Here is a 24,224-nt window from a genome sequence, read left to right on the forward strand (position 1 = left end):
CCGAAAAATTAACGTTCAACTAAAAAATTACAACTAAATATGTCTGATGATTTCGATTTATTGGAAACCAACTCCAATCAAAGCCAAGAAAAAGTAGATGTCAATTGGGGAAAAGCCATTGACACCATGAAGTCCAAATTAGCTCAAGAGGACGATCCTGAAGTGCGTCAAAAGATTTTGAATGCCACTTTGGATGACGTTGTCCATATGGCCGAAAAGGACCGTTCTACATTGTTGGATGCCATAAAGGATTTAACAGATTATCAGGACGAAGTGGGAATCATATTTGAGGACTTTTCTCATTTAAATGCTGAAGAGCAAAAAGTTATAGATGACGCTATAAAACGTTTGGAACGTGCTAGGGTTGAGCTTGAAGATGCCGAGGCGAAACCAGACACATGGTGGAATAATCTTTGGGGGCGTAAAAGTAAAATTAAGGAAGCTGAGCAAGAATTGCAAAATGCGCAAAAAGATAGAGATGCAGCCGATAATAAAGCCAAAGCGTTATTTCAGCAACGTATAGAATCTGCAGATGTTCAAACTTTGTTAAGTGAATTGTCTTTCAAGAGTCAGGCTGCGGTATCACGTTTGAAAAATCGTGAAATGGAAATCAAGGAAGTTGAAGATAAGCTTCAGGATGCCATTGTGGAAGCTACCAAAAATCATACGAAAGCGCTTGAAAAGAAAAAAGAAGTTGAAGCTAAACTTGAAGAGCAATATGCTTTGTTGAAACAAGCTCGCCAGGAATTGGAGGAGATTGCCGATAAACAATCTGCTGAATACGCACAAGCCGTTGGAAAAGTTACCGAACTTGAGCAAAAGGTGGAAGAGTTGGAAGGTCTTAAAAATGCCTACACTACTTTGGCGGCTTCCAAAGATAGTTTTGTGCACAAACACAATTTAACCATTAAAGTGTTGACATCTTTAAGAAGCAACCTGCAAACGCATAGAGCAAAATTAAAGAGTGATACCGAAGAACGTCTAAAATACTATGATGGGTATGTAGTGGCTTTAAAAGCTCGCACTGACCAAGAATTTGCAGCTATTTTAGAGCATTTGGGGGTTAAAACAGATGAGCATATTGGTGAAACTTTAGCTTCAATGCATACTGCAAGTGCTAGAGCACGCCAAGAAATGATGGATAATATTCCTGTTCATGAAAAAGTTATGCAAGGTGTGTACAGCAGTTATGCTGAAGCTTTACAGGAAATTCGTGAAAAGGATACGGATATACAAAAGAACTTCGCCGAGCGATATGGTATAGATATGAAAGAAATCTTTGAGGATTACTATAAAGCAGATGCTAAAGAATCGGTTGAAGTGGAAACTACTAAACCTGCTAAAAAAACAAGCGCAGGTAACGACGATTTGTTAGGCTAAACAAAAGGATTCCCTCGAAAGAGGGATTCTTTTTTTAGCACCTTTTGGGTGAATTAGTATTAGGTTAGAACGCAGAAGAACGAATTTCTTATTGCTTTTGTCTAATCCATTAAAAGTGATTTTTTAAATGTCTGTAGAGCATATTGTAACCCCCTTGGATTCGGCGATTCTCGATTCAAAGGAGCATTATAATTTTTACCATAACATGGTAGATTTTGCTTTGAAGGAATTGATTGTTAGTGTACAGCGAAATGCATTGTGCACCAAGCAGGAAATAATCTTTTTTAAGCAATATTGCGATTTGTTGATGTATTCCATAGAGGCCATGCGTGTTAAATATATGTATGACGACGAGGATAACATGAAAGTGGATCTAACAGAATCTGGCTTTCCAAATTATTTGGAATTCAGGTATTTGTTTAACGATCTTGAACTTCGTGACCAATATTTGGAAAAGTTGACGCCAATCCCTGTGTTGCAAGAGGAATTTCTAGATACCTTATTACGAAAAAAACAACCAGTGAAGCGAAGCAGGTTGTTTCAGGCAGCTTCGATTTCTTATTATCAATCGGTGAACAAAAATTACATTTTTAATCGTTTTGTTCAAGGGAAAATTATTGCAGCACCAGAAACAGCTTCAACCGAATTAATGACCAGTTGGAGTTTCTTTGATGTGGTACTCAACCGCCCTTTTATATGTTTTATGTATTTCGACTTAAAAGGAAGCAATCGTATTGAAGACATTAAAAATGATATTTATGAAGCGCTTAAAACGGTTGGGGATAGAAAAATGCCTATGGACACCATGGCCTATGGCATTGACAAAAAATTGCCGAATATCCATCCGAAACTTATCAAACGTATTGATTTAGGGCCGCTTCACAATGTATTTGCCAAAGATGAAAACAAAATTACCCATGCCATTTTAAAGAGCATAGGTAAAAAAGAAATTCCGTTGGAATCTTATGCCATGTCTTTGGAAATTGATGAAGTGCGTTCTAATGGAGACTTTAGTGAAGGTGGTTATTTTTCGAAGCAAATCTTTCAAAAGTGGAGTGAACCTTCAAAGGAAAAGTATGTATTTGCACCTCACAGAATTATTCAAATGCTATACAGTAAAACTCCAGAAGTGATGAATCAACTGGCAAAACCGCCTATTGAAATTAGCAGTTTGCCAACCAACTAAAAATTTAAGTGTAATCAACCAAGGTCATTTAAGAAGATAGAAAGAAGAGATTTGATGACCTTCAAAATATTGAATGAAAATATATGGAACATAATTCCACTTTTCCTATAAAGCAAAATGAATTGGATATGCTTCGTGACGAAGCAACCTCATATTTAAAAAGTATCCAGTGGGAACAGGGGCAGCGTGCCAAAAATAGAGATAAGGATAGTAAGGACGATTCTATTTTGTTGTATCTCTCCAGAGCAAATAACGGTGGTGGCGCAACTGAAATCACGTCTATTTCCAAAACTATTTTAGGTTTAAAGAAGCGTTTATTGCCAGAATCTGTAGCTATTCCATTGTATTTAAATGAGACGCTTTATGCTGTTCAGGAAGGGATTACCCTAGGTATTTGGATTAAGGATAGTTATTACGATGCCTCGGGACTTTCCAGTTTGAATGAACGAAAATCGGCTTTGGACAATTCAGGGAAGCGTGAGTACGAAAGCAAAATGCAAACGGCTACGGCTTTCATGTTATACGCTACGGCTTATAATATTTTATTTCGTTTAAAACCTGTGGCTTCAGACGATTTAAGTGTGATGAAGCAAAAGTTTGCAGGCATTCCGGAAGTGTCCTTGTTATCTCCATTGAAAGGGATTTCCTGTATGTTGTTTTACTACGATAAATATTTGTCGCATCCTGATATTATCAAGTCAGACAAAGATGTAGTTGATTTTACCGTGGTGTATTTTGAAGCTTTGATTGCTGAAATCCAAATGCGTAAAAGTACTTTGGAATATCAAGAAACCATTTTGGATCGCACTTATAAATTGGAGCATTCGGATTTTGCCATTTCAGGATGGGAAAATGTGTTTATGGGGGCAGCCAAAAGTGTCGAGTTTAATAAAATTCAGTTTGAACAAATCGTAGGAAACCGTGATGCCAAGCATTTTGCTCGACGTTTAACAGAGCGCCTATTGAGCTATGATTTTATAGAGAAGAAGAATCCTTTTCAAGAATTAGGCGGTTTTATGCCGGTTTTTATGGGGTATGGAATTCCAGGAACCGGAAAAAGTATGTTGATTGCAGCTATTGCCACAAGACTCAAAGAGCATTGTGACAATTTGGACATTCCGTTTTTGTTTCATCCAATGCCGGATACGTTGATTAGTACGTTTCAGGGTGGTTCCGCAGAGAAAATGGTGGAATGGATGAAGCCTTTGCAGGATCCTTCAAAATTGATTTTTGCACCTATTGACGATGCCGAAAACAACCTTCAGGAACGAACCTCTCAAGGGGTTTCGGCAGGAGTTAAGGAGGTTATTGGTGTCTTTTTACGTTATACAGAAGGTGCCTATGCGGTGAATTATGGAAATAGTTCCATTGGTTTGTTTACTAACCTTCCGGAAATGTTGGATAAAGCGGTGATTTCACGTGTGCAGGGGCGTTTTAAAATTGATGGCGCACAGACTGAGCATGATTTTTTGGATCAGGATTATTTATGGTGGCGCAAATTTGAAGACACCATGCCGGATTTTGTGAACATGGAAAATCCAAAGGATTATACCTATTTGCAGCATCAAGGCTTGGCTAAAAATATGGGTGAGATTCTTCAAGTTGTTGATAAACCAACAGAAGCAAGGGTACATGACATTTATGATAGAGTGGAAGCTTCATATCCTTCCAATTCACATTTGTTTTATGCCAATTTGTATAAGGAAATTCAAACTACTTTTCCTTTCTTCTCGTCTAGGGATGTTCGTAATATCCAATCGGCCATTTCATTGCGTTTAACAGATTTTGACCTTGATCAAAATTGGTTTGACAATCCAGAAATTTATTTCAAAAAGGATTATGAAACCAAATTTGGGATGTTGAAAGAATTGATGCGTGAGAATATGAATGGTTTGAACTTTTCGGAAATTAGAAGACAGGAGGTGGTTCGCTATTTGGACAATGTAGCAACCATTGCCGATACCGACTTCAAACGTAAAGTTGATGAGCGCGTAGCACAATTGAATATTGATTTGGAAGCAAGAAAAATGTTTGAGAATGGGCACTAATCGTGTAAAAAATATAAACAGGGAAATACTGTCGGACCGATGGGCTTTGTTGGAAAAGATAAACTACGATTACCAATTGAAATCGGGAGAGTGGGTGCGTCAAAATAGAGAATCATATAATAGAGGTGATGGTGCTACTATTTTACTTTATAATCCGGAAAAAGGTACAGTAGTCTTAACGGAGCAGTTTCGAATGCCTACCTATTTGAATGATAATACCGATGGTTTTTTAGTAGAAGCCTGTGCCGGTATGTTGGACAAGGACCATCCGGAAGATTGTATCATTAAAGAGGTAGAAGAGGAGACCGGTTACAGAATTAAGGAAGTAAAAAAAATAATGGAAGCCTACTCTTCTCCTGGAGCAGTTACTGAAAAAATGCACTATTTTATTGGAGAATATTCCGAAGACATGAAAGTTAGTGAAGGTGGTGGTCTTGCGAGTGAGTTGGAAGATATAGAAGTTATGGAATTGCCGTTTTCAGAGGTTATTGAAATGATAGCCCAAGGGCAAATCCAAGATGCCAAAACGATTATTTTAGTACAATATGCCCAAATTCATAAGTTATTGTGATGGAAAAGCTAAAAGCGGCAAATTTATTTAGAAGTGAGTTGCTTCCCGTAAGTGGAAAATTGGTAGAACGGTATAACCAATGCTTGTTGAAGTTAGGGTTTACACCTACAAAATTGACACAGTTTTCGATTGATGGCATAGGCTGGAGTCCGGAAATTGCCGAAGAAAAAAATGAAATACACTACCTCAATAATGGAGAAGCTAATCCACACGGTATTTTGATTTCGCCTTTACAGAAAGGAAAACCTGTGTATGTGCCTTTCCATACCTTTGATAGGGAAATTATGCAGTATGTATTTAGGGTATATGGTCAAAAAATCACCGATATCACCCGAGATTGTGCCATTTGCTTGGATTTCGATCAAAAAATAGATGTGTTTTACGAACCCTTGGATTTACTTAAGTATAAAGATGTTCAAATACGGTTTCATTTGATAAACGACCTGGATAAAGCGCAGAAAAAACAATTACAACTAATTGAAAAGTTTAAAAAAGATCAAAACTTTATAGATGAAGGGTTGCATTCAAAATTACTGGAATCGGCCAAGAAATATGGCGATTTACGTAATCGTGATCTAGGGTTAGTCGATTTACAATTTACAACCGAGTCTTTCTATACCAGAGCCTTTGGTGGGGTTTATGTGTTGCGTGATTTCATTATGCCTATCGTGGTATTTGAAGATTTACATTGGTACAAGGAGGCAATTAAGGATACGGTTTATGAAGTATTGATTTACCATGTGTCCCAACCGGAATTAATGGAGAAATTGCGTGACCATGTGTTGATTGAATGCGATTTGGAAAACGTTGTGAAAACAGATAGGTATGACCGTGTCAAGAAAATGGAATTGGCAGAAAGCCTAACGGAACCAAATCATCCTATTTGTGACATTCTCAATGACAGTGTCCTGTTTAAAAGTTATTTGAACAAATTGGACATTGAAAGCCGTAAACGGGTGATGAGTGTAGAGCGTTATTTGGAGAAAATGGAAGTGAGCAATCAATACAAAATTTCGGATATCGTAGACTTAAAAATGTACGAAGCACTTCATAGCCCGCATTCTTCCTTGAAAGCGAAACACCAAGATCTGATTTGGCAGTTATTGGTGAATATTTCATCAAAGGATGTGTTGTTTTTATACTGGTATGACAAAGAGGCGTTTTACCAAGAGTTTAATGATTGGGAAGACTCCCTTCAAGATTGGGTAATCCAAACCATACGTAACAATATCTAAGTTTTTTAGACTAATTTAGTAAGTATCATAACCTTTAAAGCATTATTATGACACTAGAACTCATTGTATTTATTGCGTCAATTCTATTTGGACTTCTTATCTATTGGAGAGAGTCCAACGGAAATGGATTATATCGATCCTTTAATAAAATAATCAATTCCAAAAAACTTCAGATGAAGGCCGAAGACAAAACGGGTTTTGTATATCAGCAATCGTTTTTAATCCGGTTGGTGTCCATTACATTTTTGTTCTTGATAGGTATTGTAATTGCTCAATTTTTATTACCCATCGATTTAGCTGCTATTTCATTGTTTGCGTCCATGATTTTAGGAACTATAATAGGAACTTATTTGGCACAATTGATATTCAAGTCGAATGAGGTCATTGATGAGCAAAGTGAGTCTCTGGAGGGTATAGTTCAAGAAACCTTGGAAAAAGGAAAGGATTTTATAGACGATTTCAAACAAAAAAACTTGGATAAGGAAGCTCCAAAGGAAGAATTATCCAAAGAAGCACCTCCAACCGATAAGGAACAAAAAAGTGCTCGCGAGCGCTTAAAGGATAAGGGACTACTTTAATATTGAATTCCAATTAAACTTAGTAAATCACTTTAACAACTCATTTTGCATATGCCTAAAATTATTGTTTTCCTTTTATTGATTTCCAACATAGCTTGGAGTCAGGATGTAAAAAAGAAAGTAGGGCTGGTTAAAGATGCCGAAACTCAAGAACCGATTGCTTTTGTTAACATATTTATTGAGGGGTCTACAGATTATAATTTAACCGGCGGTATTTCCAATGAATTAGGAGAGTTTGCAATAGATTCTCGAAATTCCGAAGTAACATTTAGCCATATCGGTTATGAATCTCTGACAGTTGAATTGAACGACGAGTTTAATGAAATATCCTTAACTCCTAAGAATTATGTGCTTGATGAAGTTGTTGTTTCAACGGTTTCTGCAGAGGATTATTTAAAGGATGTTATAAAATCATCCAACAGTAAAATAGACAAAAATACTTTATTGAAAAGTTATTGTAGAGAGGTTGTAAAGGTGAATGATGCTTACACAAAATTTTCAGATGCTTTGGTAAACTATTATATTAAAAAGGGGAATGGAAAGGCAATGGTTACATTGGATCAGCACAGAGCACTTAAAAGTGATAGAATTGATGAGGAGGACTCCAATAATATCGATAACATAAATTCGGCATTTACCTTACAGGACTATGTGAAAGATGCGTATAATTTTAAAGGCCTTAAAAACTTGCTGAAAGACAAAAATTATGAGTTTGTAAGAAGGATAAGGCAAGAGGCTAATGGAGAAGAGTATGAGTATATCGATATTTCGCCCAAAAAGGATGTTGAGGAACTCTTGCTTAAAGGTTATGTAATTATTGACCCCAAAACCTCAAGTATCTTGGAGTTTAAGATTTATACATCAGCAGACCACCTTAAATATTCAGAGCTTAAAAATATTTTAATAGCAAAGTTCAAAATAAATGGACTGCCATTATGGTCTAAATTTAATGTGATTGATGATAAATACATCCTATCCTACAATAAAAAAACAATAGGGATGTATATTAAAATGGGGAAAAAGATTGATGACGATTTTGAGTTTAGTTCAGACTTATTTGTTTATCAATTCAACGAGAACATTGAAATGCCAGAAGAAGGTTATGAAAGAAGAACTATCTACGAATCGGGTACAGAGTTTCATGAAAACTTCTGGGAGAATTATAATTCTTTTCCGCTGAGCGAGGATGAACTCAATTTTATTAATTCGGTTGCAAAATAATTTATTTTAGATGATTAAAAATTACTGGAACAAAGGAAAGCGACAAAAACAGATCTCTGTTGTTTTGGGTATTGTGATATTGCTAGCGCTATTCATTTTAAGGGATGATTATCAACCAGCCCTTTTGTTCATTAGAAAATATATCTTTTTCATTTTGTTGTCGGGAGTTATATTGGCCTTTGGTTTGCATAAATTCCGTAATCAAGCCCATACAGGAAAACGGATTCTAATTTTAGGAATCTTATTGGTGTTTTTTGGGTTTCTATACGTTTTGGGCTGGCATTTCAAAATGTACGATTATATGAAAACTTATAACGTCTATAACCACCTCAATAGGGTAGAGATAGACGATTTACCGCTTACACAAAATGAGCGCATTCAACCGCTTCAGAATATTTTTTCCATGGCCAACGAAAGTGTTGGCGAAACCAAGGATGTGTCGTTGCCACATTTAGTTAGGGTAGATGGCGAAAACAAATGGACCATGGCTATCCAGCCAACCGAAAAATATGTTTGGCAACGTATCAACGACAATACCGAAGAAGTCTTTGCGGTATCCAGTACCACGCCATTTCCTAGATTTTCAAGTGACAATAGAATTCCGGTAACCTTTTCAATTGGGGAGTCTTTAAAATTTAGTAGAAACACCTATAATGCGGTTGTGCAGAAATTTAACCCATGGATGTTGTTGAACTACGAACCGGGGGATGTGTTTTATATGAAAGACGACTCCAACAAATGGGTTGAAGTGGTAAGCCTTATTAAATGGAATGGATTTTTCTTTCCGTATCCAACCTTTGGGGGTGTAATGATCATTGAGAATGGTGAACATGATTTTAAGGATTATCTAGAACGTATATTTATAGGTAAGGGAACTTTTGTAAGTCCAGAAAATATGCAAGGCCATGAGTTTCTTCTACGACAAAATATTCTGTCGGAAAAGGTGTCAAGAATCCAAGCAGAATCCCTAAAATTTTTAGGAGGCTTTTCAGATCCATTACCTTGGAATATGAAAACAGCGGTAAAAATTCCAAATCTTCCGGACGACCAAAATCAGCAACCTTTTGTAACCGATTGTGATTTTTCAGATACAAAAACAGGAGCTTACAGTGGTTTGTACCATTGGTTTGGCTTGGAGCCGGTAGGTGATGAGCGTACCAGTTTAACCTTTAGCGTGTTTATACCGGCAGACGGTACAAATGCCTTGTATTATTATGACCATGCGGCCAAAAAGCAGGGGTATGCTGGGGTTTCCGCCATGCCTTTAAAAGTAATCGAATCGAGGAAGGAGTTTGATTGGAGCGTGAACAAACCTGTAGAGTTTAGGCCGTACATTAAAAATATTGCGGGTAAAAAACGGATGTTCTTTTTAGGAACTATTTCTGCAGTACGTGAAGATTCTGACAACTTTGATGGCGCTGCAACTCCAGATTTAGCCTTGGTGGATAGTGAATATCGGGATGTGGTTTGGATTGACGTAAAACGTCCGAGTACTTGGGACAAGGCTGTATATGACCAGTTGAATGAGGCTTGGCGTTCTAGTGAGGGTATAGGAGAGTATTTTGTAGAGGAGACTAAAGATATTGATATTCTTCAACAGCAAGAGGAAGACTCTTTAAAAGTGATTCCAAAAGTCGATATTAATAAAGCTGAAATAGAACGCTTGGAACGTCAATTGGATTCGTTAAAAAGTGTACAAAACTAAATACATTCAAGTTCACTAGTTTGAGTTTCCATTTATAAAATCTACCAGCATATTCGTCACATTGTCCGTTACCGTTTTTTTGTTTTCAGAATCAATTATGGCATTGCTAATATGAAGATAGGACATTTCTGAAAATTGGCTGAAATGCGTTAAAGTGTCGTTTATTTCTTGAGGATAGGTATCTGCTGCTTCTTGGAAAGAATTTAAAATTCCATAATCGATTTCTAATCCAAAAGGAGTCGCAGTAACCAACTTGGTAGCCCGGCGTATCTGTTTGTTACTTTTGTTTTTAAAATCTTGAATGGAACAATATTTTACAGCTTTGATTTTATTTAAAGTTTTGAGGACGATATCAGCTGTAGTTTCGGTATTAAGCCCCATGATAAAATAATTTTTCAAAAATCCTTCAGCATATGCATAGCTAAATCCATTACCACTATGGCGGCCTTCTTTTTTCATAAAGCCCGTTTGTGAGGATAGGTTCACACAATTTAAGCGCTTGTTCATTGCTAAGGAAGCTCCTTTAAGGATTCCGTAGGCATTGTTTGGACCACCTCCTATGATAATTGGTGTTTTACCAGCCTTTATAATTTGATGGACTACATAAGTCACTTTTTGATCAATTAACTCTACTTTTCGTCTAGCTTTAGCAATATCTTTTTTGCGTTCTGGATTGTAGGAAAGAAGCTTTTTTTGGATTTTTTTGAAATCTAAATGACCAAGAATGAGCACCTTTTTGGGTGTAGTAATTGTATTACGGTTTAAATTTGTTAAATTTTTTACAACCCGCTTCCAAGTCTTGAAAGCCCCAATTTTACTGCTGTTAGCGAAGTTTCCTAAATCCTCGGGAATGCCGAAAATTACATAGTCAACGTCCAAATTAACAATATCGTCGTATATATTTGTGAGGCTCGAAAGTAATTGGACCTGTGTTCCAAACTTGGAATTGGCTGAACCTTTTTTAGTTAGGTTTTCTAAATCTTGCCCTTTAAAAAGTATAAGTTGGTCCATGTAGGATTTTTAGTTTTAAAAAGGTAAAAATACAGTTTTATTTATTTACTTTCGATTCGAAAAAACAATTAAGAATTAACGTTACACTCACTAAAAACAACAATTATGGAGAATACAAACAGTAAGAGTACGGGATTAAAAGTGGCCATCGGTATTTTAGTGGTTCTGTTTATTGGAACTGGTTTTTATACTTCTAAACTGTACACCGACAAAAAACAAACAGAAGCTACACTAATCAAGGAGAAAAATCAAGTTATGGCTGATTTAACGAATATGGCCAAGCAATATGATAAAGCCATTGATGAGAATCAGGTTGCAAATGAAAAACTTGTAGAACACAGACAGCGTATTCAAGGTTTGATGGATTCCTTAAAAATTTCCCAAAATAGCGTGAACAGCTTATGGAGATATAAAAAGAGATTTTTAGCACTTCAGGAAGAACATGAAAGACTATTGGTTGAAAACGACCAGCTGAAAGCAGAAAAATTACTATTGGCTGCGTCTTTAGACAGTACCCAAGTTGAATTAGCAGAACGCACCATGTTTACCGATTCACTCTTGGTTGAAAATACTGAATTGGCAACCGTAATGGCAAATGCCTCTACTTTACAAACTGTAGGTTTAAAAGGTTTCGGAGTTATTGAAAGAAGTTCAGGAAAATTGATTCCTACTGAAAGAGCTCGTAGAAGTGACAAAATTAGAGTTTGTTTTACCGTCGCAAAAAACTCCTTAGTAGGTGCTGGTGATAAAGAATTGTATGTTCAAGTATTGGATCCTCATGACAATGTTTTGGGAGCTAATGAGCAAATTCAATTTGAGGATGAAGTATTAAACTACAGCTTGATTAGTAAGTTTAATTATGAAAATAGAAGTTTAAACATTTGTGAGTTTGTGGCTCCAAACGATGATAAGTTTGAAGAAGGACGTTACGTTGTAAACGTATTCAACAAAAAGGAACTTGTGTCATCAACTGAGTTTACATTGCAATAAACTACATTGTTTGATTGATTGATAGATTAAGATGAAAAAGCCGAAAGTTATACTTTCGGCTTTTTTTATTTTACCAATTGTCCATTTATAATGACTTGGTCAATTAAATTATCTCCAAAGGAATAGGGGAGGTATTGATAACCAGAAATTGGTTTTGTAATGATAATATTAGCCTTTTTACCTCTACAGATACTTCCGTACATATTGCTAATCCCCATAGCATAGGCTCCATTAATGGTCGCTGCGTTAATAGCTTCTTCAGGGGTCATTTTCATTTTTATACAAGCGGTGCTTACTACAAAGTTCATATTCCCACTCGGTGTAGAGCCTGGATTATAATCTGAAGCCAAGGCCAGCGGTAGACCTGCATCTATAATCTTTCTGGCAGGCGTGTAAGGAATACTTAAAAAATAAGAGCAGGATGGCAATGCCACTGGCATTGTGCTACTGTCTTTAAGAACCTCGATATCTTCCTCTGCCATTTCTTCCAAATGATCCACTGATAGGGCATTGTATTTTACACCTAAGGCAACACCGCCAAAGGCATTAAATTGATTCACATGAATTTTGGGGATGAGGCCATGTTCTATGCCAGCCTGTAGAATACGTTCTGTATCTTCCAAAGAAAAATAGCCCTGCTCACAAAATACATCTATATAGTCTGCAAGTCGATCTTGAGCCGTTTGAGGAATCATCTCGTTAACCACCAAATCAACAAATCCCTGTTTGTCATTTTTATACTCAAGTGGCACAGCGTGTGCCCCTAAAAGCGTGGGCTTTATAAAGGCTTGGGATTCTCTCTTTAAACGTCTAATGACCCTTAACATTTTAAGTTCGGCAGGAACGGTCAATCCATATCCCGATTTTATTTCAACCGCACCTGTCCCAAGTTTAATGATCTTGTTTAGGCGCTCCAAGGATTGTTGATATAGTTCCTCTTCACTAGTATTTTGTAATTTCTCGGCAGAATTGAGAATCCCGCCACCCCGGCTTGCGATTTCCTCATAACTAAGTCCGTTAATACGGTCAACAAATTCTGAGGAACGATCTCCTGCATACACAATATGGGTATGGGAATCACACCAGGAAGGCATTACAGTTTTGCCTGTAGCATCAATAACCTCTTCGGCATAGATGTCTTCGCAATCTTCCATTGGGCCATACTCGACAATGGTATCGTGCTCAATAAGTAAATAGGCGTTTTTTAGAGTGGGTAGGACTTTCATATCCTTACCTTTTACAATGGTAACGTTGGTTTCTCGAACCTGCACCAATTCCTTAATGTTTTTGATAAGTATTGACAAAACGAAGTATTTTTTTCAAATGTCATTAATTTTTTTAACATAAAAAAACGCCGACTTTATTTGCCGACGTTTTCACTTGATAACATGATATTTATCAGTTTTTTTTGAGTACAAAAACGTATTATTTTATACTTCCAATCATATCCTCTGGTTTTACCCAAGCTTCATATTCTTCTGGAGTTACATAGCCTAAATTAACAGCCTCTTCTTTTAAAGTAGTACCGTTTTTATGTGCTGTGTTGGCAATTTCAGCAGCTTTATAGTAACCAATTTTAGTGTTTAAGGCAGTTACCAACATTAAGGAATTGTTCAATAATTGTTTGATTACTCCATGGTTTGGCTCAATACCAGAAGCACAATGCTCTTCAAAGCTTACGCAGGCATCTCCTAAAAGTTGAGCAGATTGTAGCAGGTTAGCAGCCATCATTGGTTTGAACACGTTCAACTCATAATGTCCTTGCGTACCTCCAACACTTACAGCTACATCATTACCCATTACTTGGGCGCAGACCATAGTTAAGGCTTCGCATTGGGTAGGGTTTACTTTTCCTGGCATGATAGAACTTCCTGGTTCGTTGGCAGGAATAATAATTTCTCCAATTCCTGAACGGGGTCCAGAAGCCATCATTCTTATGTCATTGGCAATTTTATTTAAGGAAACAGCTAATTGCTTTAAAGCACCGTGAGTTTCAACCAACGCATCGTGTGCAGCTAAAGCTTCAAATTTGTTATGTGCAGATACGAAAGGTTGGTTGGTAAATTTAGCAATGTATTCAGCTACCAATTCAGCATAACCTTTTGGTGTGTTAAGACCTGTACCCACAGCAGTACCCCCAAGAGCCAATTCAGCTAAATGAGGTAAAGTGTTTTCTAAAGCACGTAAACCGTGATCTAATTGCGATACATACCCAGAAAACTCTTGACCCAAAGTTAGGGGAGTGGCATCCATAAGGTGGGTTCTACCAATTTTTACTACATCTTTAAAAGCCAAAGATTTTTCGTGAAGTGTATTTCGTAATTTAATTACCCCATGAATGGTGTTTTCTACAATTTTTTTGTAGATCGCAATATGCATCCCTGTAGGGAAAGTATCGTTTGAAGACTGTGATTTGTTTACATCATCATTAGGTTGGATGGTTTTTTCACCTTCTCCAATTACCTTTCCGGCAATTTGATGCGCTCTATTGGCAATAACCTCGTTGACGTTCATGTTACTTTGGGTACCAGAACCAGTTTGCCAGATTACCAATGGGAATTGATCATCATGTTTACCTTCTAGAATTTCATCACATACTTGAGCAATTAAGTTCCTTTTTTCTTCAGGAAGTACTCCAAGGTCACAGTTGGTGTATGCGGCCGCCTTTTTTAAATAAGCAAAGCCATAAACAATTTCCAACGGCATTGAAGCTGGAGCTCCAATTTTAAAGTTGTTTCTTGAACGCTCGGTTTGTGCACCCCATAGTTTGTCTGCAGGTACTTTTACCTCGCCCATGGTGTCTTTTTCTATTCTATAATTCATGATGATTAGTATATTGATTTAAAAACACAAATTTAAGTTATTTGAAGGTGAATTAATAATGAATCCAAAATTATTGACCGTGGTTTTCCATATGAAATTTGAATGGTAATCTAAATGAAAATTTCTTGTGTTTATGGTTAGTTAAGCTCAATTAAAAGGGAGGCGGTGGAGCTTTAAAATTAAGATGGTTTAAAAGGGATCTTTAGATTAACTATTTCGTTTTCAAGTGCTTTATTCCTACCTTTAAGAGAAATTATAAAACAATAATTATGGCAGCAATACGATTAGGAGATGAGGCACCAAATTTTACGGCGCAATCATCTGAAGGAGAAATTAATTTTCATGAATGGTTAGGAGACAGTTGGGGTATTTTATTTTCCCATCCAGCCGATTATACACCTGTTTGTACTACCGAATTAGGAACCGTAGCAAAATACAAGGATGAGTTTGATAAACGAAACGTTAAAGTAGTGGCCTTAAGTGTTGATGGACTAGAATCGCACAAAGGATGGATCAATGATATTAACGAAACACAGAACACTACTGTTAATTTTCCGATTATAGCCGATGAGGATCGAAAGGTATCAGAGCTTTATGATATGATCCACCCAAATGCCAGTGAAAAATTTACGGTAAGATCGGTGTTTGTGATTGATCCCGACAAGAAGGTAAAGTTAATTATTACGTATCCAGCTTCTACAGGAAGAAATTTTGATGAACTTTTGCGGGTAATAGATTCTTTGCAGTTAACAGCCTATCATAAATTAGCAACACCAGCCAATTGGAAAGCAGGGGATGATTGTGTGATTTCACCATCTGTACCCACTGAAGAAATAGCGGAGTTGTTCCCCAAAGGCTATACAGAAGTAAAACCTTATTTACGTATCACTCCTCATCCAAATCTCAATTAAAAGGTAGATGATATCATTTCTGTTCCAAGGTTATTTTATGTATTAGTTAAATAGAATCTAATATTAAAGAGTTGGCTATGCATTTTTATCATTTTATTGATATCAGAATTTATTCTGTTCACACAACAAAAAACAAGGAAACTTAGCGAAAATAAAATTTATCAAATAAATCCCATACTGTAAACCTCGTTAATTTGTGAGGGAATAATTCCTTGTAAAGCATTTACGGTAAATGGGTTATAAGTGTGGTGACACTTTAATTTGAATATACCGCTTATGAAATACTAACAATATGTTAATAAAATTTAATCTGTTATTGTAAAACAAGACACTTTGTGTTATCTTTGCGAAAGTTATAAAAAAAGAAACCACATGTTTGAGTTTGATCAGTATTTAGGATTTTTAGCATTTTTAACCATATTGACTATTGGATTCTGGTTAATGATATTTTTATTGACGTTTGTAATTCCTTATTGGATTGGGGGAGCTTTAATGGAGCGTCTTAAAGAAATGAGAGAAGAAAAAAAGGCAAGTCGTCTTAATAGTTAAGCTACGATTTTACTTATAAAATAAAAAAAGGAAGCCATTTGGCTTCCTTTTTCTTTGGTATCTACCGGATAATTATCCTTGAAATTCCATATCATCTTCGCCGCCATTATGATCTCTGGATTGGCGTTGTTTCTGCTGATTGAAGCGATATATAAATGACATAGTGATTGAGCGTTGACGCCATTGGTTTTCGCTATATCTAGTAAAGAACTCAGTGGTTGTGAAGGATTTTCTTTTTCTAGAATTAAACACATCACGTACGTTAAGGGAAAGTGTAGCATTATCTTTTATTATTTCCTTACTAAATGCTAAGTCCATAGAGAATATCCCATCGGTATCGCTTTGTGCATCCTGTACGGCTCCACGGTAATGAGCGTTTGTTTGCCAATCAATTTTATAAGGTAAAGTAACCTTGGAGCTAAATCTTGCAAACCAACTGTTGTTTTTAGCGCTATAATCTACCCCATTAAATTCACCATCTGTATTAAATTGGTAAAAGTTAAAGCTGGTATTTAAGCGCAACCATTTTTGAGGGTTATACATAATTCCAAACTCTCCACCGGTTCTTGTATTTGTTGAAAGGTTTACAGGAATGGTTCTAATAATGTCAATGCCATCGCTCGTTTGCTGTCCTGTGTTTTCCTCTACAAATTCAAAAGAATCAGTCTCATGTTGGTAATATACAGAGGCGGTAAACGTTAATTTGTCCCAGCGTCTTAAGTATCCAAGGTCGAAGGCACTTGCAAAAGCTGGTTGTAAATTTGGATTACCTTGAAATACATTGGTGCGGCTTGATCTACTTGGGAATGGATTGATAAACCACCCTCTAGGTCTGTTGATTCTTCTGTTATAACCAAATGAAATGTTCTCTTCAGAATCTGAAGAATCTCCAGATAAGTTGTAAATCAGGTTTAGGGTAGGGAAGAGCCCTAAATAGTTGTTGTCGAATTTGGTTTGAATAGGAAAGCCATAAGCATTATTCAACTCTTCATCGGTCAACTGTGAGTCAATATCCCCTTTTAATTGTGTATGCTCCAATCGAAGCCCCAATAGGAATGAAAATTGACCAAATTTAGTTCCATATTGAGTATATATGGCATTTACGTTTTCGGTATAATCGAAAACATTAGTCAGGGTATCATTTACAACATAATTGCCATTGGAGATATCCTCCTGTTCCAATACATAATCGGTAACTTCATTTTCCAAATTGCTTCTAAATCCTGCTTCAAAACGACTGTCTTCTCCTAATGGCAATACATAATCAGCTTGGATTAGGAATTCGTTTTGTGTTTCCTTGGTAAAAACTTGCTCAGATTGAAAAGGATCGGGATTATTTTGATCTGTAAAATCATAATCCTCATTAATATAGGTGTATTGATCTTCCTTATCATTTTCATATTGAAAATCTACACTCAATTGATGTCCTTCGTCATTAAATTTATTGATATAGTTTAATGAAAGTTGATAGCTATTGTCCTCTTCAGTTTGTTTTTCTCTACGTAAAGTTTCTTCAACTACTACGTCGTTGTTAAAACGTTCGCTAATATTTTCAGAAAGGTCGGCATCTTCCCCATATCTATAAAACAAGCTGGCGGTTAAGGATGATTGTTCCGTTAAAAAATACTCTATTCCAAAATTACCATTATAGTTTCGGTTTAACCGCTCTACTTCTTGGTCCTCACGAATACGACGAAATTCTGGCTCCAAAATTTCACCATCGACCTCGCGATCAAAATAAGTCACATCTCTGAAGCTAGTTCTAGGAGCGTCAAAGTAGCGCCACCCAATATTGGAGAATAAGTTGAATTTTTCAGTACGATAATTAAGGTTAGCAGTTAAACCAACATTATCTGGATGCCCTAAATTAAAGTTTACCGAACCATTAAAACCCAGGGTTTCTTTTTGACGTAGAATTATGTTTAGAATACCAGCAGTTCCTTCGGCATCGTAGCGGGCAGAAGGGGAGGTGATGACTTCCACACGTTCAATGGCTTCGGCTGGTAGTTGGCTTAAAATATTAGAATCTCCAAAACCTGCCATGGCAGAAGGTTTTCCGTTTATTAAAATACGTACATTCTCATTTCCACGAAGACTGATAGCCCCTTCCGTGTCCACAGAAACTGAAGGGACATTGTTCAAGGCATCACTTACCGTACCTCCAGCAGTGGTGATGTCCTTTCCTATGTTGTAGATTTTTTTATCGAGCTTAATTTCAACAGAAGTACGTTCGGCAATAACCTCTACCTCATTTAGGGATTCTACATCTAGTGACATATTAATGGTGCCCAAATTGGTGTTTTGGGTTACATTACGGTTGTCAAATGTTATTGTTTTATAGGAAATGTATTCAATAGAAATGGTATAAGTCCCTGTAGGTACTTTAATGGAAAAATTACCCTCAGTATCTGTAACTCCCCCTGTGGTAATTTTGTTTTCTGCTTTATTTAAAAAAGATACTGTGGCATACTCTAAGGGTAGATTAACATCGGCATCCATAACTTTTCCAGTAACTAGGACATCTTTATTTTTTTGAGCATAAATAGTATTGCTTAAGCAAATTAAGGTAATTAGTGTTGATAGTAAATACTTCATTTTCAGTTGTTAGCTTTTTTTCTTTTTCGTTTGTGTTTTTTGTTCTTTTTAATTTGCTCTTGAGGGTGTTGTACGGCCTCCTGAACCTGTTGGATGGTTGCTTCTGTACAGATGTCTTTTAAATCTGAAAAATGGGTTCTATCAAGTTCGGTAAGTCTTTCCTTTAGGATGTAACTTTCCAAGTGGGCTTGATAAAGCTCTTGTTTAGCATCAAAATAGGAGTAGAGTTTTTGTTTGATAATATGCTTTTGAAAGTCGTCCACTTCCAAACTGGCGACAAATTCAGTAATGAAGTTGTCCATTTCCTCTTCCATTTTTTCCTTGTAGCGCTCTATTTCTTTTTGTTGGCTCTCGCTAGTTTGCGATACCATTGTAGATGTTCCTAAGGAGAAGAGAATAAAAAACAAAATTAACCTATGCATAGCTTCTATTTTCACGTGTTAGACCGCAAAAATAGCTTAAGGTTTAGCCAGCATAGGTTAAAGTTGTGTTAAAGAAACCCTAAATGGAGGGTTAGAGAATAGTCAGAATTTTTGAAGCGGGTCTTCCAATGATAGCTTTATTGTCCTTAATAACTATAGGGCGCTCAATAAGCTTTGGATAATTTGCCATGGCAGAAATAATGTCATCATCGCTAAGGTCTTTTCCCTTGAATTCCGATTTCCAAATGGCCTCATTTTTTCGAACAAGCTCTATAGGGGCAATGCCTAAAAGCTTAACCAAATTGGCCACTTGTGCCTTGTCAGGAGTGTCTTCAAGATATTTAATCACCTTAAATGGCGCTCCGTAAGTTTCTAAAATTTCGATTCCTTCTCTGGATTTGCTACATCTTGGGTTGTGATAAATCTCAATCATGTTGTTTATAAATTTTCGGGGGTTTCCTGTTGCCCCATCATCATTAAATATGCTTTTAAAAAGGGTTCAATATCACCATCCATAACAGCATCAACGTTCCCGGTTTCATGTGCTGTACGTACATCTTTAACTAGTTTATACGGATGCATGACATAATTTCTAATTTGACTTCCCCATTCAATTTTCATTTTGCTCGCTTCAATATCCTCGCGTTGCTCCAATTGTTTTTGCAATTCAATTTCATACAATTGAGACTTTAACATTTGAAGGGCCCTTGCTCGGTTATCGTGCTGAGAACGTGTTTCTGAACAGGATATTTGAATGCCAGTAGGTTTATGGACAAGTTGAACTTTGGTTTCCACCTTGTTTACATTTTGACCACCAGCACCGCTGGATCTCGCCGTGGTAATTTCAATGTCGGCAGGGTTGATCTCAATTTCAATGGTATCGTCCACTAAAGGATACACATACACGGACACGAAGCTAGTGTGCCTTTTGGCATTACTATCGAAAGGAGATATACGCACCAATCGGTGCACACCATTCTCACCTTTTAGCCAACCAAAGGCAAAATCGCCTTCAATTTCCAAGGTTACCGTTTTAATACCAGCTACGTCACCTTCTTGAAAGTTAAGTTCTTTTACTTTGAATCCGTTTTTTTCGGCATACATCAAATACATACGCATGAGCATGCTTGCCCAGTCACAGGATTCGGTACCTCCAGCACCGGCAGTAATTTGCAGTACCGCACTTAAACTATCACCTTCATCGGACAGCATGTTTTTGAACTCTAGGCGCTCAATAAGTTCCAAAGTTTTATTGAAATGAGCTTCAACTTCTTCCGCTGATATTTCATCTGCCTTGTAGAAATCGTAAAGGACTTCTAAGTCTTCAACCAATGTTTTTGAAGTGTTGTAGTCTTCAACCCATTTTTTCTTTTCCCTTAGGGACTTCATCACCAATTCGGCTTGTTTGGAGTCGTTCCAGAAATTAGGGTCGAATGTTTTTTCTTCTTCGTTAGAAATTTCGATTAGTTTGGCATCAATGTCAAAGATACCTCCTCAACGCTCCCAGGCGTTCTACAAGATCTTTTATTTGATCGGATGTAGTCATAAAGATTAATTTTTCTTCAAAAATAACACACATTTTTGAAATGACTGCCCCTTTGGAAACTTTTATTGTTGGTAGGTCACTTCTACGGAGTGTTGGGTTTCATTTTTTCCGGTTGAATAGATGACACCTTTAATTGGGGAACAATCGTTGTAATCTTTTCCGTGCGAAACTTTTATGTGATTGTGGTCGGCCAAAATATCGTTGGCGGGATCGAAACCTATCCATCCAATTTCGGGAATAAAGGCTTCAGCCCAAGCGTGCATTTGGGAATCGCCAAAAAAGCCATCGCCTTGATGCAAATAGCCAGAAACATATCTGGCAGGTATATTGTTTTGGCGGGCAAAGGCAATAAATAAGTGGGTAAAGTCTTGACAGACACCATGACGATTTTCAATAATTTCATCTAGTAAGCTGCCTATATGGGTTACACCTGTCTTAAAATAGAGGAAGAGGTACGCCCAATGATTAAGTGCTGTTAGATTGTCCATAATGGACTTGGAGGAATCAAAAACAAAGAGGCTTTTATATTTTGAAAGAAGTTTAGTGAGTTCTGTAGATGTTAGATACTCCTCATTCTCAACTTTAAAATTTAAGTTGTTAATGTTTTCCAATTCTTGGGAAGGTTCTTGTTTTGAGTTGAATACAAATGGATTGATTTCTTCCTTTGTTAATTTAAATTCGGCTTCAAACTGAATGGCCTTGAAAGGCTCTTTGCAGTGGATTCTGGCCGTTTGGAAATTATATCCATTTATAGAATGCTCGATTCGGGCATTTACTGAAGTTTTAAAATCACTAAATACTAGTTTTTGGGAATCATTGTTTTCGGGAATGATCATAAATTGCCAATAGGCCTCAAAAACTGGGTTTTCGTAGGTGTTGTTGGACTTATATTTAATGGTGTATTCAAAAGCCATACATTCAGTAAAATACTATGCAAAAATAGGTTGTCAGTGAAAACAATATGTGCAAAGAAAAGTTAATAATTAAAATATTCATCATTTAGTTTTGTGGATATTTCAGTTAACCCTTGAAGCGTATTTTCAATGAATTGCGCCACATCAGTTTCAATTTCTTCTATGGTTTTAAATTCGTAATCGGCCCGCAATTTGCCTATGAGAAAAGCGGCCGAGGTTTTATCCCTAACTTTTATAGCATCTATAGTGGTAATGTGATGCCTAATTTGGTTGAGTGAATTCATTACCGACCTGGGACAGTTAGGATTGAGCAGTAGAAACTCCAGTGTAGAGCTTTGGTTTGGTGTTTTTTTATAAAACCTCCTGTTCATATCGTAGGACTCACAGCATTTCAATAAAGTAGTCCACTCAAAACTGTTTTCGATAGGTTTGGTATAGCCTCCTAAGGCTTTTTGAGCATCTTCATATTTGGTTTTTATGATTCGGATAATTTGGGTAGCACGCTCTATGTTAATCCCTAAAAGAACCAAGGCGTATACTTCGTCATGAAGCAAGGTGCTTCGTATTCGACCTCTTAATATGGAGGTTTGCTCGGTAACATGAGTGGTAAAATCATGTAGTCCGCTTTTGATCAAAACCTCTTGCGAATAGTCCTTCATGTAATGGTAAAACTTGTTGATGGATTCATAAAATTCTGTAGACATAGAGTCTCTGGAGGTATTGGCATTTTCTCTGGCAAATTTTATGCAATTAAAAATGGAATAGGACTTTTCTGGATTGAGTCCAACATTGTATATAATATCCTCTTCGCTTAAATTGGTTTCGGTATGGGGAGCATCTCCTACCATGGAGGCGATGGAGTGTAGAACGAATTGTCTGGATTGGGAAAGCTTATTGGGGGCGTCCAATGAAGAAAAATAATTGACATTCATATAGCGTGCCGTATGTTCGGCACGTTCAATATAACGACCCATCCAGAAAAGATTATTGGCTACTCTTGCTAACATAAATTATTTTTTTAAAACCCAAGTGTCCTTGGAACCTCCACCTTGAGAGGAATTAACAATTAAATTTCCTTTTTGTAGTGCTACACGGGTGAGGCCCCCTTTTAAAACAAATTCTTTATTGTTTCCTAAAAGTGTAAAGGTTCTCAAGTCAATATGGCGTTGTTCAAAGGAATTGGACTCTTCTATATATGTGGCATGAACTGAAAGTGACATAATAGGTTGGGCAATGTATTTTCGAGGGTTTTCATTTACGACTGTTTTTACATTTTTAATTTCTTCTTTTGAGAGTTTATTGCCGATAGAGATGCCATAACCACCTGCTTCGTCCACTGGTTTGATAACTAACTTATCGACATTTTCCAACACATATTGTAAATCGTCAGGGCGACTGCAGTGATAGGTGTGAACGTTATTGAGAATTGGTTTTTCGTCAAGGTAAAATTTAATAATTTCTGGCATGTAGGTGTAAATGGCCTTGTCGTCGGCAACGCCTGTTCCAGGTGCATTTACCAAGCTTACATTGCCTTTTTTATATGCCGCAAAAAGCCCAGGAACGCCTATGGCGGAATCTTGTCTAAACTCTAGGGGATCCAAAAAGCCATCGTCAATTCTTCTGTAGATGACATCCACTTTTTTAGGTCCAGATATAGTTTTCATATAAACAAAGTCATTTTCCACAAAAAGATCTCGGCCTTCCACTAATTCTATCCCCATGGTTTTGGCTAAATAGGAGTGCTCGTAATAGGCTGAATTGTATATTCCTGGTGTAATGACGGCGCAAGTGGGTATGTCCACCCCAGGAGGTTTTACGGATTCCATGATTTCCAATAAATTTTCGGCATAATTGGTAACGTTATGGATTTGGTAGTGGTTAAACACACCAAACAAAGCACGCTTCAAGGCATTTCGGTTACAGATGACGTAACTTACGCCAGAGGGACACCTTATATTGTCTTCCAATACATAGTATTTACCGTCGGAATGTTTGATAAGGTCGGTGCCAGAAATATGATTGTAGATACCTCCAGGCGGATTTAAGCCTTGCATTTGCCTGAGGTAATTGGCAGAAGAACTGATAAGTTCTAAAGGAACTATTCCTGCTTTGATGATATTTTTTTCATGATATAAGTCCCAAAGAAAGGCATTCAAGGCTTTGCTGCGTTGTAAGGCTCCTTTTTCTATGGTTTTCCATTCTTTGGCTTCAATAATTCTAGGAAACAGATCGAATGGAAAAATCTTTTCTTGCGCTTGGGAATCCCTATAGACCTGAAAGGTGATTCCCTGATTAAAAAAAGCTGCTTTGGCTTTCTCATTTAGAGCGGCATAATCAGAATTGGAGTGGTCTCTGTAGAGTTCAAATATTTTCTTGTATGTTTTCCGTACTTTTTTGTTCTCATCAAAAATTTCGTCGAAAAGATTTTCATTTTTGATATAAGAGGAAAACAAGGGATTTGTTATTTTCGATTTCATTTTATACCGATTTACTCTAAAATAATGATAAGTATTAACTTAAAATGCGTAAAAAATGAAAT

At 36.8% G+C, this 24,224-nt stretch carries 21 protein-coding genes; 11 read left to right on the top strand and 10 right to left on the bottom strand.

Annotated features, from left to right (window positions below):
- The first annotated feature begins 39 nt into the window (after positions 1–39).
- From RBH95_RS08495 to RBH95_RS08530, 8 genes are all read left to right on the top strand, one after another.
- Positions 40–1,380, top strand: coding sequence for a microtubule-binding protein (locus tag RBH95_RS08495; protein WP_307899154.1), 1,341 nt, complete (start codon positions 40–42; stop codon positions 1,378–1,380).
- Between the two features lie 127 nt (positions 1,381–1,507).
- The gene (locus RBH95_RS08500) at positions 1,508–2,566 is read left to right on the top strand and encodes a hypothetical protein (RefSeq protein WP_307899155.1); all 1,059 of its coding nucleotides are present in this window, start codon (positions 1,508–1,510) and stop codon (positions 2,564–2,566) included.
- Positions 2,567–2,649: 83 nt separating this feature from the next.
- Complete coding sequence (locus tag RBH95_RS08505) at positions 2,650–4,614, top strand: AAA family ATPase (RefSeq protein WP_307899156.1); 1,965 nt, start codon at positions 2,650–2,652, stop codon at positions 4,612–4,614.
- Complete coding sequence (locus RBH95_RS08510) at positions 4,604–5,185, top strand: NUDIX domain-containing protein (protein WP_307899157.1); 582 nt, start codon at positions 4,604–4,606, stop codon at positions 5,183–5,185. The genes RBH95_RS08505 and RBH95_RS08510 overlap by 11 nt, the downstream gene beginning before the upstream one ends.
- Positions 5,185–6,420 (top strand): DUF6638 family protein, encoded by a 1,236-nt coding sequence (locus RBH95_RS08515; protein ID WP_307899158.1) that lies wholly within the window; start codon positions 5,185–5,187, stop codon positions 6,418–6,420. The genes RBH95_RS08510 and RBH95_RS08515 overlap by 1 nt, the downstream gene beginning before the upstream one ends.
- Positions 6,421–6,467: 47 nt before the next feature.
- Positions 6,468–6,998, top strand: coding sequence for a hypothetical protein (locus tag RBH95_RS08520; protein WP_307899159.1), 531 nt, complete (start codon positions 6,468–6,470; stop codon positions 6,996–6,998).
- Positions 6,999–7,049: 51 nt separating this feature from the next.
- On the top strand, positions 7,050–8,219 hold the full coding sequence (locus tag RBH95_RS08525; protein ID WP_307899160.1) for a carboxypeptidase-like regulatory domain-containing protein: 1,170 nt from the start codon (positions 7,050–7,052) through the stop codon (positions 8,217–8,219).
- A 10-nt stretch (positions 8,220–8,229) separates the two neighbouring features.
- Entirely contained in the window at positions 8,230–9,924 is a 1,695-nt protein-coding gene (locus RBH95_RS08530) for a hypothetical protein (protein ID WP_307899161.1), read from the top strand.
- A 15-nt stretch (positions 9,925–9,939) separates the two neighbouring features.
- On the opposite strand, the gene RBH95_RS08535 is transcribed toward RBH95_RS08530, so the two are convergent.
- Positions 9,940–10,935, bottom strand: a complete 996-nt coding sequence (locus RBH95_RS08535) for an arginase family protein (RefSeq protein WP_307899162.1) — start codon at positions 10,933–10,935, stop codon at positions 9,940–9,942.
- Positions 10,936–11,040: 105 nt separating this feature from the next.
- On the opposite strand from RBH95_RS08535, the gene RBH95_RS08540 reads away from it, so the two are divergent.
- A complete protein-coding gene (locus RBH95_RS08540; RefSeq protein ID WP_307899163.1) occupies positions 11,041–11,925 on the top strand; it encodes a chromosome partitioning protein ParA in 885 nt (294 codons plus the stop codon).
- Between the two features lie 65 nt (positions 11,926–11,990).
- Here the strand turns inward: RBH95_RS08540 and hutI are convergent, their stop codons facing one another.
- Together hutI and fumC are read right to left on the bottom strand one after the other, a co-directional pair.
- Positions 11,991–13,229 (bottom strand): imidazolonepropionase, encoded by a 1,239-nt coding sequence (gene hutI / locus RBH95_RS08545; protein WP_307899164.1) that lies wholly within the window; start codon positions 13,227–13,229, stop codon positions 11,991–11,993.
- A gap of 121 nt (positions 13,230–13,350) precedes the next feature.
- A complete protein-coding gene (fumC, locus tag RBH95_RS08550; RefSeq protein WP_307899165.1) occupies positions 13,351–14,748 on the bottom strand; it encodes a class II fumarate hydratase in 1,398 nt (465 codons plus the stop codon).
- A 269-nt stretch (positions 14,749–15,017) separates the two neighbouring features.
- Here fumC and RBH95_RS08555 point away from each other — a divergent pair, with 269 nt between their 5' ends.
- Positions 15,018–15,659 (top strand): peroxiredoxin, encoded by a 642-nt coding sequence (locus tag RBH95_RS08555; protein WP_307899166.1) that lies wholly within the window; start codon positions 15,018–15,020, stop codon positions 15,657–15,659.
- Between the two features lie 372 nt (positions 15,660–16,031).
- Positions 16,032–16,208 carry a hypothetical protein gene (locus RBH95_RS08560; protein ID WP_307899167.1) on the top strand — a complete coding sequence of 59 codons (177 nt, stop codon included), beginning with the start codon at positions 16,032–16,034 and terminating at the stop codon, positions 16,206–16,208.
- Between the two features lie 72 nt (positions 16,209–16,280).
- On the opposite strand, the gene RBH95_RS08565 is transcribed toward RBH95_RS08560, so the two are convergent.
- The 7 genes from RBH95_RS08565 to RBH95_RS08595 all read right to left on the bottom strand — a co-directional run bounded on the left by RBH95_RS08565 (position 16,281) and on the right by RBH95_RS08595 (position 24,162).
- Positions 16,281–18,803, bottom strand: a complete 2,523-nt coding sequence (locus tag RBH95_RS08565; RefSeq protein ID WP_307899168.1) for an outer membrane beta-barrel family protein — start codon at positions 18,801–18,803, stop codon at positions 16,281–16,283.
- A gap of 2 nt (positions 18,804–18,805) precedes the next feature.
- Positions 18,806–19,225 carry a hypothetical protein gene (locus tag RBH95_RS08570; protein ID WP_307899169.1) on the bottom strand — a complete coding sequence of 140 codons (420 nt, stop codon included), beginning with the start codon at positions 19,223–19,225 and terminating at the stop codon, positions 18,806–18,808.
- A gap of 91 nt (positions 19,226–19,316) precedes the next feature.
- Entirely contained in the window at positions 19,317–19,658 is a 342-nt protein-coding gene (arsC, locus tag RBH95_RS08575; protein ID WP_307899170.1) for an arsenate reductase (glutaredoxin), read from the bottom strand.
- Between the two features lie 5 nt (positions 19,659–19,663).
- Positions 19,664–20,771, bottom strand: a protein-coding gene (prfB, locus tag RBH95_RS08580) for a peptide chain release factor 2 (protein WP_307899171.1) whose coding sequence is annotated in 2 segments (ribosomal slippage) — positions 19,664–20,707 and positions 20,709–20,771 — 1,107 coding nt in all. Because the reading frame shifts where the segments join, the coding sequence is not laid out codon by codon here.
- 62 nt (positions 20,772–20,833) lie between these two features.
- A complete protein-coding gene (locus RBH95_RS08585) occupies positions 20,834–21,685 on the bottom strand; it encodes a transglutaminase family protein (protein WP_307899172.1) in 852 nt (283 codons plus the stop codon).
- Positions 21,686–21,747: 62 nt separating this feature from the next.
- The gene (locus RBH95_RS08590) at positions 21,748–22,692 is read right to left on the bottom strand and encodes an alpha-E domain-containing protein (RefSeq protein ID WP_307899173.1); all 945 of its coding nucleotides are present in this window, start codon (positions 22,690–22,692) and stop codon (positions 21,748–21,750) included.
- Positions 22,693–22,695: 3 nt separating this feature from the next.
- Positions 22,696–24,162: a circularly permuted type 2 ATP-grasp protein gene (locus RBH95_RS08595; RefSeq protein ID WP_307899174.1), complete on the bottom strand. Its 1,467-nt coding sequence runs from the start codon at positions 24,160–24,162 to the stop codon at positions 22,696–22,698.
- Positions 24,163–24,224: the final 62 nt, after the last annotated feature.

It is taken from the genome of Mangrovimonas sp. YM274 (assembly GCF_030908385.1).
Classification (GTDB): Bacteria; Bacteroidota; Bacteroidia; order Flavobacteriales; family Flavobacteriaceae; genus Mangrovimonas_A.